This is a genomic window from Thermovenabulum gondwanense (assembly GCF_001601575.1).
GTDB classification, from domain to species: domain Bacteria; phylum Bacillota; class Thermosediminibacteria; order Thermosediminibacterales; family Thermosediminibacteraceae; genus Thermovenabulum; species Thermovenabulum gondwanense.
This window is the reverse complement of record NZ_LOHZ01000036.1, coordinates 1-12,220: the sequence shown is the minus strand read 5'-3', so window position 1 is coordinate 12,220 and position 12,220 is coordinate 1. Positions and strand designations below refer to the sequence as shown.

Here is a 12,220-nt window from a genome sequence, read left to right as displayed (position 1 = left end):
AATGCGAAAATTACCTGAAAACAGTAACAGGGTAAAGGTAAAAATAAATGGAGAAGATTATTTTTTAAAAGGCTCAGCTTCTCAAGAATATATTAAAAAGGTTGCTTCTTATGTCGACGAGAAATTCCGATTAATATCCAAGCTGCATCCAGAATTGGGGAGGGTAGATTTAGCGGTACTTACGGCAATACAAATTGCTGACGAATATTTTACTTTGAAAGCAGAGTATGAGGAATTCTTAAAATTATTTGATGAAGAAAAAAAAGATAAGAGGTAGGATTATGAAAAATTTTGAGATTGCGGGTATTTTTATGAGAATTTCCGAAATGCTGGAAATAAAAGGAGAAAACTCATTTAAAATAAAGGCTTACAAAAAGGCAGCTGAATCTATAGCAAGCCTTGGAGTTGAGTTAAAAGATTTAGTTGAGAGAGGCTATCCGCTCAAAGAAATCGAAGGGATAGGTCCTGCTATTGAAGCAAAAATTAATGAAATATTAACAAGGGGTACATGTGAATATTATGAAAAACTTAAACGGGAAATCCCCGAAGGTTTGCTGGAAATGCTCAAGATACCCGGGCTGGGAGCAAAAAAAATAAAAATAATTTACGATGAACTTAAAATTGATACTCTTGAAGAGCTGGAAAGAGCTGCAAAAGAAAAGAAATTAAGAGTTCTAAAAGGTTTCGGAGTAAAAACTGAACAGGCGATTATCAAAGGTATTTCAATGCTTAAAGGAAATCAAGGGAAAATATTATTGTCCACGGCGCTTTACCTTGCAGAAGAAATCCGGGATTTTATAAAATCTTCCAATTTAAAGGTGAAAATTGAATTTGCCGGTGACATGCGCCGAAGGGTAGAAATGATTGAAAAAATTGTGGCGATTATTTCCTGCAATGAGGAAGATAAAAAGGAAGTCGTTTCCGTTCTTTTAAAATTTCCTCGTATAAAAAATATTAAGGAAATCTACGGAAACAAGATAGAGCTTTTTCTTGACTTAGGAATAACCTTAGAGTTTATTTTTGTTGAAGAGAAATCCTTTTTTACATCCCTTTTTGTATATACGGGTAATGAAAAACACCTCTTACAATTGGATGAGCTTGGCAAATTAAAGGATTTAAAAATTTCTGAAAAATATATTTTAATGAATAAAGAAAAATACTATCCGGATTCCGAAATAGATATTTATCGGAAATTAGGCTTTCCTTATATTATTCCGGAACTTAGAGAAGGCATGGGAGAGGTGGAAAAAGCTTTAAAAAATGAGCTGCCCGAATCACTTAACGTTGAAGACATAAAAGGTGACCTTCATATGCACTCCGATTGGAGTGATGGAATTGATAGCATTGAAGAAATGGCTCAAAAAGCAATGGAGCTTGGCTATGAATACATCGCTATTACAGATCATTCAAAATCACTCAAAATTGCCAATGGACTGAACGAAGAAAGATTAAAAAGACAGATATATCATATAAAAAATTTGAATGCTAAATACAAAAATTTTGTAATCTTAACAGGTATTGAAGTAGATATTTTGTCGGATGAAATACTTGATTTTGGAGATGAAATATTAAAGGAACTGGACATCGTGGTGGCTTCTATTCATACAGGATTTAAACAAGATAAGGATAAGTTAACGAGAAGAATAATAATGGCTATGGAAAATCCCTATGTAAAAATAATAGGACATCCCACAGGTAGGTTGCTGGGCAAAAGAGAAAATTATGAATTAGACCTTGACAAAATAATTGAAAAGGCCTTTGAAACAAATACCGCTCTGGAAATAAACTCCACTCCTGACCGTTTGGACCTGGTGGATGTTTACGCTAAAAGGGCAAAAGAAAAGGGAGTAAAGCTGGTTATAAACACCGATGCCCATGAAAAAGGGGCTCTACAGGATATAATAAATGGTATTTATGTGGCAAGAAGGGCATGGCTTGAAAAAAAAGATGTTTTAAATACCAGAAGTTTAAAAGAATTATTGACGGAGTTGAAAAAACCATGAAAAAGCCTGAATTGTTGGCCCCTGCAGGAAGTTTTGATGCTTTAAAAGCTGCTGTAGAAAATGGTGCCGATGCGGTTTATTTGGGAGGAAAAGAATTTAATGCCCGCCGCTCGGCATCGAATTTTTCAAGAGAAGAATTAAAAGAAGCTGTTGAATACGCCCATCTTAAGGGTGTAAAAATTTACGTTACAGTGAATATCTTAATATACGATGACGAGTTTTACGAAGCCGGTGATTTTATTAATTTTTTAAACGGGATAGGTGTTGATGGAATTATTGTTCAGGATATAGGACTCGGCTATTTTATTAAGAAATATTTTCCCGATATGGAAGTCCATGCCAGTACCCAGATGACCGTACACAGCTTAGACGGAGTGAAATTTCTGGAAAAAATGAATTTTGACAGGGTAGTTCTTGCACGGGAGCTATCTTTAAAAGAGATAAAGTTAATAAAAGAAAATACCTCTTTAAAAATAGAAACTTTTGTTCATGGTGCCCTCTGTTTTTGTTATTCGGGGCAATGTCTTATGAGTAGTTTCATAGGAGCAAGGAGCGGAAATAGGGGACAGTGTGCTCAACCCTGTAGATTACCGTATTACTTATTGGATCAGCAGGGGAACATAATATCATCCAAATTACATCTTATGAGTACAAGGGACCTCAATCTTATCAAAAGGATACCTCTTTTAATAGAAGCCGGGATAGATTCGTTTAAAATAGAAGGAAGATTAAAACGACCTGAATATGTAGCAGTGGTAACTTCTATATACAGAAAGGCTATTGATAGATTTTTACAAAATCCAGGAAAATTTTTTATATCCGATGACGAATATAAAAAGCTCTTACAAATTTTTAACCGGAGTTTTACTACGGGCTATTATTTTGGAAATCCGGGAAAAGATTTGATGAGCATAGATTGTCCGAGGAACAAAGGTATACTGCTGGGAAAGGTAGTAGGCTTTGAATCTGAAAACAGTATGACAAAAATATTATTGCAAGAGGAGCTTCGTGTTGGAGATGGAATAGATATAAGGGATGATGAGGGATTTGGATATGTGGTCACCGAGTTTTATGTAAAAAATAATAAAAGATTTAAGGCTAAGCCCGGAGAAATAGTGAAAATTAAAACAAAAGGGAAGGTAAAAGAAGGCACTGCAGTTTATAAAACATCAGATGCGGAATTACTGGAAGAAGCAAAAAGGTCCTATGAAGAACCAGCTTTGAGTAAAAAAATCCCGGTAAAAATTAAACTTTATGCAAAGCTTAATGACAGATTAAAGATTTTTATTGAAGATGAGGATAAAAATTATATATTTTCAGAGTCGGATTATATTGTAAAAAAAGCTCAAAAACGTCCAACCTCCTTGGAGGAAATTAAAGAAAAATTGACAAGGCTCGGAAATACTGTATTTTACTTAAAAGAGTTTAAAGTAGATATGGATGAAAATATCCTCCTACCTTTTAGTGCGTTAAATGATCTAAGACAGGAGGCAATAAAAAAACTTTATGAACGAAGAATAGAAAAATATAAAAACAAAAGGGTCAATGGTAATTATAAGGCATTTTTATCTTATTTTCAGGAGAAAAATAAGGGCAATGAACAAAAAAATAAGGAAATAATGAAGATTACTTTAAGAGTTGATAGCCTGGAAGGGCTAAAAAAAGGCATATCATATATAGACGAAATTTATTTTGGAGGACAAAATTTTAAAGAAACCTTATTTCAACTAAAAAGTGCGCTAAATATTACAAAAAAAGAAGGAAAGAAATTTTATTTGGCTTTACCTCAAATAACGAAACAGGAAGATGTTCGCGAGATATCTGAGCGTTTAGATGAAAGTCTGCTCACGGAAGTCGACGGCGTGGTTGCTGGAAATAACGGGTTATTAAATTATTTTATTGAGAGGAATGTAAATTGTATTGTTGATTTTTCATTAAATATTTTTAATAGTGTAAGCATAGAAGTATTAAAAGAATTGGGTTTTAAAAGAGTGGTACTTTCTCCCGAACTTTCTCTTAAAGCAATAGAAAAATTGAAATCAGATCTGGAGTTAGAGAGTATTGTTCATGGGTATTTACCTTTGATAGTGAGCGAACATAATATTATAAAATCCAATTCGGGGAGAGATTTAAATATAGCCTATCTTAAGGATAGGCTCGGAAAAGAATTCAAGGTGTTTGTGGATGAAAAAAATAGGAGCCATATCTATAACTGCTATGAAATCTGTATGATAAATCACATCGAAGCTTTGACAATGGCTAATATAATGTACGGGCAATTATATTTGGTTGGAAGAAAACCCGAAGAAATAGAGAAAATAACAAAAGCTTATTATTTAAGTATTCGAGAAAAAGAAAAAATCCCTGAAGAAGATGTAGCAAAATACTATACCTTTGGGCATTATTTTAGAGGAGTAAAATAGTAAAAAGGGTGATTTTATTGAATAATAAGGTTTTAGCAAAGCTGGAATTTGATAAGATCAAAAATATCTTAAAAGAATACGCTGTATCGGATATTACCCGGGAAAGGATTGATAAATTAGAGCCCCAAAAAGATCTCCCCTTAATTAGAAGATTGCAAAAAGAAACATCAGAAGGAGTAGCATTGCTGAAAAGGGGGTTCAGACTGCCTTTCGAGTATATTCCGGATATTTCCTCTTCATTAAAGAGAGCAAAATTTGGTGCAGTGTTAAGTAATAGAGAACTCCTTGATGTAGCTCAAATAATGAAGACTTCAAGAGTAATTAAAAAAAATTGGGAAGAGTGGAAAATAGAAGGCTATGAAATATTGCAAAATTTGGTTACTTCCCTTCATAATTTTTATTCATTAGAGGAAAAAATATTTAAAGCGATTCTCAATGAGGAAGAAATAGCCGATAATGCAAGTCCCGCACTGGCTTCTTTAAGGAAAGAAAAAAAGGTCCTCTTTTCGCGTATTAGAGAAAAACTTGAATCAATAATTTCATCACCTTCTTTTCAAAAATTCCTGCAGGAACCAATAGTAACCATAAGGCAGGGACGCTACGTAATACCGGTAAAGCAGGAATTTAGGACAAGTGTTCCAGGTATTATTCATGATCAATCGTCAAGCGGTGCAACTTTGTATATAGAACCTTTATCGGTACTGGAATTAAATAATGAACTTCGGAAAATAGAAATTGAAGAAAAAAAAGAAGAGGAAAGGATATTAAAAGAACTAACCAAAAAGATAGCGGATAATTATGATTCTATTAAAAATAGTTATGAAGTAATATTGGAGCTGGATTTTATTTTAGCAAAAGCTAATTACAGTATAGAAATTAACGGCATTGAACCGATGTTTAATGAAAAAGGTTATCTAAATATTAAACGGGGTAGACATCCTCTCCTTATCTTAAAGGGCGAAGTAGTTCCAATAGATTTATTTCTTGGAGATAAATTCCATGTACTGGTCATTACTGGTCCAAATACCGGTGGGAAAACGGTTACCCTAAAAACCGTAGGACTTTTTTCTATCATGGCTCAATCGGGACTCCACCTTCCAGCGGAAGAAGGAACTGAAGTAGCAGTTTTTAATGAAGTTTTTGCCGATATCGGAGACGAACAGAGCATAGAGCAGTCTTTAAGCACCTTTTCTTCTCATATGAAAAATATTGTGGAAATAATTGAAAACGCTGATGAAAAAAGCCTTGTCTTACTTGACGAACTGGGAGCGGGTACGGATCCCGCCGAAGGGGCCGCTCTTGCCATGGCAATATTAAACTATTTTTATGAACGGGGTATAAGAACAATTGCCACAACCCATTACAGTGAATTAAAAACCTTTGCATTTTCCAGGGATGGTATGGAAAATGCAAGTGTTGAGTTTGATGTAGAAACCTTAAGTCCAACATATAAATTGACCATAGGAATACCGGGCAAAAGTAATGCCTTTGAAATTGCAAAACGATTAGGGTTAAAACATGAACTTCTTGAAACGGCTAAGGAATTTCTTAAAAAGGAAAATTTGGAATTGGAAGGGCTTTTAAAAAGTCTGGAAGGAGAGAGAAAAAAGTTTAACGAAGAATTAAAAAGGTTAAATGAATTAAAAGAAAATTATTATAAAAAAATAACATATCTGGAGGAGGCCCAAAAAAAGCTTGCTGAAAAGGAAGATAAAATTATTGAAAAAGCCAGAGAAAAGGCAAAAAGCATTTTAGAAAAGGCAAAAGAGGAAGCAGAGGATATTATCGAAGAATTGAAAAAGGTAGAGGATTTGGATGATAGGCAAAACAAAGATCGTATAATAGAACTGGCAAGGAAAAGGTTAAGGGAAAACCTGGGAGAGTTAAAGGATGAGAAACCTCTGATAAAAAAATCCAAAAAGCTCTTAAAGGATGTTAATTTCAAACCGGGAGATAGGGTTTTTGTAGAAGGTTTAAATCAAGAAGGTTTTATAGTCGAAATTAATGAAAAAGAAAAAGAAGCATTGGTTTCCATCGGAATTATGAAGATAAATTTACCTTTAAATACTTTGAGCAAAATAGAAGAGGCTTCAACGGGAGTAAAAGATTCAATCAGTTACTCAACTATCAGCATTGAAAAAGCAAAAAATATAGAAAGTAAAATTGATTTAAGGGGACTGACTCTTGATGAGGCAATTTTAAAAGTGGAAAAGTATTTAGACGATGCAAGAGTTGCTGGACTTCCGAGTATAATGATAATTCACGGTAAGGGTACGGGCATTTTAAGAAAAGGTATTCAGGATTTATTAAAGAAGAGAAAAGATGTGAAGACATTTAGACCCGGAAATTATAATGAAGGTGGAATTGGAGTAACGGTGGTGGAGTTTAATTGATTATTATAAGTTCCTGCCTAATTGGTTTAAACAGTAAATACAATGGTGAAAATAATTACGATAAGAATTTTCTCGACATATTAAAAGAAGAAATTATAATCCCTTTTTGTCCCGAGCAGGCTGGAGGGTTACCCACTCCCAGAAGCCCTGCAGAGATTAGCGGAGGGGATGGATTTGATGTTTTGAAGGGGATTGCAAGGGTAGTTACAAAAGATGGGGTAGATGTTACGGAAAATTACATTAAAGGTGCCTATGAAGCCTTAAAATTGGCAAAGATTTATGGTATAACAAAAGCAATATTAAAGTCTAAAAGCCCTTCCTGCGGCTGCGGTGAAATTTACGATGGTTCCTTTAAAAATAAAATTAAAGATGGCACGGGGGTAACCGCAGCGCTATTTTTAGAAAATGGGATTCAAGTGATTTCTTCGGAAGAGTTTTTAAAAGGAAAAAATAAAACAAAAAAATAAAATATAAAACCCCTTAAAAGCTATACGCCTCGCGAAAGGCTAAACTTTTAAGGGGTTTTTTTACATTTAGATTATTAATGTAAATTATAAATTATCATTCGTATTGTTATTTCCATTATTATTTAAATGATTATCCTGGTTTTGTAAAGGATTTTCATCAAGCTCTCCTTCTACAGGAGATTGGAATACGGGGTTTTGAGCAGAATGAACGGGGCAGTACTGCTCCGGAGCCTGATATTTTACATCTAATGGAATTTTTCCTTCTTTTGAAGGAACAAAGGGCGGACGTTTAATAAATACCCTCTTTTGAACCAGCTCAGGAGGACAATAGGGAGTTGCGAGCAGTCCGTTTGTAATATCCACATCCAGTTCTACATGCACGTCGCAAAATTCCGTTGGCTCCGTTCCTTTAATGAAGTATTGTTCCACTACCCTTGGACCCCTTGGATCTTTATAACATAGTTCTGTAGGAAGTTTTCCCGAATCCATGCATACTGGGATTGGCCCGACTATATTATCAGGTCTATCAAAGTCTTTATAAGGTAGATTTTTATGAGCTTCTTTCATTACCTGCATCCAGATATTAGCGGGTTGATTACCGCTGGATACACCTTTCATGGGAACCGGTTCATCGTGACCGATCCAAACAGAAGCTACGTAATAAGGAGTATATCCTACAAACCATACGTCTTTATTATCGGAAGTTGTACCTGTTTTACCCCTGACCGGGTAAGGAAAACTTGATAACCTTCTTGCAGTACCCTCGGGGTCATAAATAGGACCTTTTAATAAATTCGTCATAATAAAAGCTGTCTGAGGGCTAACTGCAACCCATTTTTGCGGTTTTTCTTCATATAAGGTTCTTCCGTTTTTGTCCACGATTTTCAATACGGCAATTGGTTCTATGTGAACTCCCTGATTTGCTAAGGTTTGATATGCGGAAGCGAGTTCTAAAGGAGTAACTCCTTTTGTAAGGCCGCCGAGAGCTATGGCAAGTTGTCTATCGTTTTTGCTACCTTTTAAAACTAAGTCTTTTATTCCCAGCTTTTTAGCATATTCAATTCCTCTGTCAACCCCTATGGAATCAAGAACTTTTACTGCAACAACGTTTACCGACCTTGCAATTGCCTTCCAAAGAGGTGTTAATCCTCTGTAATCGTCGGAAAAGTTTTGAGGAGACCAGGTGCCACTACCGCTGGGATAAAAAACAGGAGAATCATCTATTACGCTGGCAGCTGTAAATCCTGAATCTATTGCTGCTGTGTAAACCACAATGGGTTTAAATGCAGATCCGGGTTGTCTGTAAGATTGATAAGCTCGATTAAGACCTAATTTTTGATAATGTTCTCTTCCTCCTACCAGTGCTTTAATTGCTCCGGTCTTTACGTCAAGAACCACAATAGCGCCTTGTGGCTGGGGTATTCCGTTTTTGTCGTTTTTTGTATATGGGTAATTTGCAGGATTTGATAATGCTTTTTCTGCAGCTTCCTGAATGTTAACATCAATAGTTGTATAAATTTTTAAACCCCCATTATAAATTCTATCATAAGCTTCCTCCTGGGAAATTCCTAAGGATTGTTGCAGTTTTTCAGCAGTTTCCTGCACAACGTAATCTGTATAATACGGGGCTTTGTAATTAGCCTTTGGTGTATTTAAACCAGCTAAAATAATTTTCTCATCCTTCGCCTTTTTTGCTTCTTCTTTTGTAATGTAACCCAATTCTGCCATTTTATCGAGAATTAACTCCTGACGTTCCTTGGCGTTTTTAAAATTAAGATAGGGTGAAAAATACTGAGGGCCTTTGGGTACTCCGGCCAGCATTGCACACTCGGCTAAAGTAAGATCCTTTACATGTTTTCCAAAAAATAGCTGAGAAGCTGCCTCTACTCCATAGGCAGAATGACCGAAATAAATCTGATTCAAGTAAAATTCAAGAATTTGATTTTTTGTGTAATGTCTTTCTAATTGTATTGCCAGCCATGCTTCTTGAATTTTTCTTTTTAACGATTTTTCCTGCGTAAGAAAAGCATTTTTAACCAGCTGCTGGGTAATGGTGCTTGCACCTCTATGATATCCTCCTTTAATGAGGTCCGTAATTAAAGAACCTATTATTGAACGGATGTTTATCCCTTTATGAGAATAAAAATATTGATCTTCTATCGCAATAAAGGCATTTTTCAAATTATCCGGGATTTCTTCTAAGGAAACGGGTATCCTGTTTTGTTCTCCATGAAGTTCCGAAACCACCTTGCCCTTTTCGTCCAGTACAAAAGAAGTTTCGCTGGGTTTTAACTTTTTAGGATCAAAGGGTGGAGCCGTGTTTATATATGAATATGCAACTCCAAAGGCAACTCCGGAAGCGAGCAGGAAAAAAAATAAAATTATTAATGCAAGCCCTCTAAATAGGTTTCTTCTTTTCTTTTTTCCCATACAATCCCCCTCTCTATAATTTTTATTATACCACAGTTGTCAAAAATAAAATAAATCAAATAACATGGGTTTGAAATAATGTTTTGACTATGTTATAATCGTTAAAAAACATAAAATGGAGAGGGAATAGAATGAGACCAGAGGAACAATTTGAAATTCTAAAAAGAGATACTGCTGAAATTATTTCGCCGGATGAATTATTAAGTAAATTGAAAAAATCCTATGAGAGCAAAACACCTCTGAAAGCAAAATTAGGACTCGATCCCACTGCGCCGGATATTCATCTTGGACATGCGGTAGTATTAAAAAAACTGAAAGAATTTCAGGATTTAGGGCATGAAGTTATTTTGATTATTGGGGATTTTACCGGGATGATTGGGGATCCCACTGGAAAATCCGAAACAAGAAAACAATTAACAAGAGAAGAAGTAATGGAAAATGCAAAAACTTATAAAGAACAGGTTTTTAAAATCCTGGACCCTGAAAAGACTACCATCAGGTTCAATAGTGAATGGCTTGCCAAATTGAATTTTGAAGATGTTATTGTACTTTCTTCCAGGTATACCGTAGCACGAATGCTGGAAAGAGAAGATTTCCAGCAGCGTTTTAAAGAAGGAAAGCCAATTTCTATTCATGAATTTTTTTACCCATTGATGCAGGGTTATGATTCAGTAGCATTAAAAGCCGATGTAGAACTGGGTGCTACCGAGCAGAAATTTAATATTTTAATGGGTAGGACATTGCAAAAAGAGTACGGTCAAGAACCTCAAATTGCCATGTTAATGCCAATATTAATAGGTATAGACGGCACAAAGAAAATGAGCAAAAGCCTTGGAAATTACATAGGTATAAATGAACCTCCGAAAGAAATGTACGGAAAGGTGATGTCGATTCCGGACGAGATATTGATCGAATATTACAACTTAGCAACGACTATCCCAAAGGATGAAATAAAGAAAATAGAGAAAGGTTTAAAAGATGGTTCGCTGCACCCGAGAGATGTAAAAATGGCTTTAGCTAAGGAAATAGTAAAAATGTATCATGGCCTGGAAGAAGCAAAAAAAGCTGAAGAAAATTTTATAAAAGTATTTCAGAAGAAAGATATGCCGGATGAAATGGTTGAATATTTCATCCCTGAAGATAATTTGAATCCAGAAAAAAAGATATGGTTGCCTAAACTTTTATCTATAACAGGTCTTGCCTCATCTAACAGCGAAGGTCAGAGATTAATTTTGCAGGGAGCCGTTAAAGTAAACGGCGAACGGATAGAAAATCCTGTTGATATTGATTTAAAGGAACCCGTAATAGTTCAGGTAGGAAAAAGGAAATTTGCCAAAATTTCAATAAAAAATTAAAACTTTTGCGAACCCCTTCAGCATATTTTAATTATGGAGGGGTTTTTTATGTGGGGTAAGTACAGATTGTTCAGGGTGAAAAGGGGTTATTTTAGTTTATATATTATCCTTTTTTTCATTTTTATTGCTGTATTAATTGTATTAAGTTTTATTGAACATCAAATAGCCCCTACTGTTCAGACAATTGCTGAAGCAAGAGCAAGGATGATTGCCACAGAGGCGATTAATAATGCTATTAAAGAAAAAATTGCAAAAAACATTCAATATAAAGACCTTATTACAATACATAAAGATGTAAATGGGCAGATTACACTAATTCAGATTAATACAGTAGAAATTAACAGGATAGAAACGGAAACGTCGTTAGAAGCAGTAAAAAAATTAAAGCAAATTTCGATGGAGACAATAAAAATACCCTTAGGGCTGGTTACCGGAAGTAAGATTCTGGCAAACATAGGACCTAATATTAATATAATGCTGCAGCCGGTAGGCACTGCAGAAGTGGATACTACGGAAGCCTTTGAAGAAGCGGGAATAAATCAAACAAGACATAAAATAATACTCTCAATAACGGCAAAAGTGAAAGTGGTTCAACCCTTTTTTAGCTCTCAGGTGGAAGTTAATACTAATGTTCCTATAGCTGAAACTATAATAGTAGGAACCGTTCCGCAAACTATTCTGGACTTTAAATAATATAGCAATAAGATGAATAACAGAGCATAATTAAATATAACTGATTAATTATTAGAAAAAATGTGTATGGAATAGCTTATTTAGTATTTATTCTACTTATACTGGTTTGAAACTAATCAATTTTTATGTTAAATTAAAATAGCTGTTGTTGTCCAAAATCATTAAAAAACATAATAAAAAAGTTGACAACAGGGCAAATCATATTATATAATAGAATCCCAAGCAAATGGACAAAATTTTTAAACATTATTGGACCTTGGAAACTGAACAGTGTCACGCCTGAGAGTTTCAAAGAAAAGGTGTGTAAGAGAAGAAGAGCTTAAAGGATATAACTTGAGAGTTTGATCCTGGCTCAGGACGAACGCTGGCGGCGTGCCTAACACATGCAAGTCGAGCGGAGGTGTTGGAAGGTGAAAGCCGGAAGACACCTTAGCGGCGGACGGGTGAGTAACACGT

Annotated in this window: 8 protein-coding genes and 1 rRNA gene; 8 read left to right on the top strand and 1 reads right to left on the bottom strand. The window is 35.0% G+C overall.

All coding sequences use genetic code 11. The features are described from left to right. The first annotated feature begins 1 nt into the window (after position 1). The 5 genes from ATZ99_RS08345 to ATZ99_RS08325 are packed head-to-tail and all read left to right on the top strand — an operon-like array spanning position 2 to position 7,286. Positions 2-277, top strand: coding sequence for a cell division protein ZapA (locus tag ATZ99_RS08345; RefSeq protein WP_068748790.1), 276 nt, complete (start codon positions 2-4; stop codon positions 275-277). 4 nt (positions 278-281) lie between these two features. Next, positions 282-2,003 (top strand): DNA polymerase/3'-5' exonuclease PolX, encoded by a 1,722-nt coding sequence (gene polX / locus ATZ99_RS08340; RefSeq protein WP_068748789.1) that lies wholly within the window; start codon positions 282-284, stop codon positions 2,001-2,003. Next, positions 2,000-4,426 carry a U32 family peptidase gene (locus tag ATZ99_RS08335; protein ID WP_068748788.1) on the top strand — a complete coding sequence of 809 codons (2,427 nt, stop codon included), beginning with the start codon at positions 2,000-2,002 and terminating at the stop codon, positions 4,424-4,426. The genes polX and ATZ99_RS08335 overlap by 4 nt, the downstream gene beginning before the upstream one ends. A gap of 17 nt (positions 4,427-4,443) precedes the next feature. After that, complete coding sequence (locus ATZ99_RS08330; RefSeq protein WP_068748787.1) at positions 4,444-6,819, top strand: endonuclease MutS2; 2,376 nt, start codon at positions 4,444-4,446, stop codon at positions 6,817-6,819. Further along, complete coding sequence (locus tag ATZ99_RS08325; protein WP_068748786.1) at positions 6,816-7,286, top strand: 2-thiouracil desulfurase family protein; 471 nt, start codon at positions 6,816-6,818, stop codon at positions 7,284-7,286. Before ATZ99_RS08330 ends, ATZ99_RS08325 begins: the two co-directional genes overlap by 4 nt. An 84-nt stretch (positions 7,287-7,370) precedes the next feature. Here the strand turns inward: ATZ99_RS08325 and ATZ99_RS08320 are convergent, their stop codons facing one another. Further along, positions 7,371-9,716, bottom strand: coding sequence for a transglycosylase domain-containing protein (locus ATZ99_RS08320; RefSeq protein WP_068748785.1), 2,346 nt, complete (start codon positions 9,714-9,716; stop codon positions 7,371-7,373). Between the two features lie 131 nt (positions 9,717-9,847). Here ATZ99_RS08320 and tyrS point away from each other — a divergent pair, with 131 nt between their 5' ends. The 3 genes from tyrS to ATZ99_RS08305 all read left to right on the top strand — a co-directional run. Then, positions 9,848-11,071, top strand: a complete 1,224-nt coding sequence (gene tyrS, locus ATZ99_RS08315; protein ID WP_068748784.1) for a tyrosine--tRNA ligase — start codon at positions 9,848-9,850, stop codon at positions 11,069-11,071. A gap of 48 nt (positions 11,072-11,119) precedes the next feature. Beyond that, on the top strand, positions 11,120-11,764 hold the full coding sequence (gene yunB, locus ATZ99_RS08310; RefSeq protein WP_068748783.1) for a sporulation protein YunB: 645 nt from the start codon (positions 11,120-11,122) through the stop codon (positions 11,762-11,764). A 329-nt stretch (positions 11,765-12,093) separates the two neighbouring features. Beyond that, positions 12,094-12,220, top strand: a 16S ribosomal RNA gene (locus ATZ99_RS08305); the annotation flags it as partial.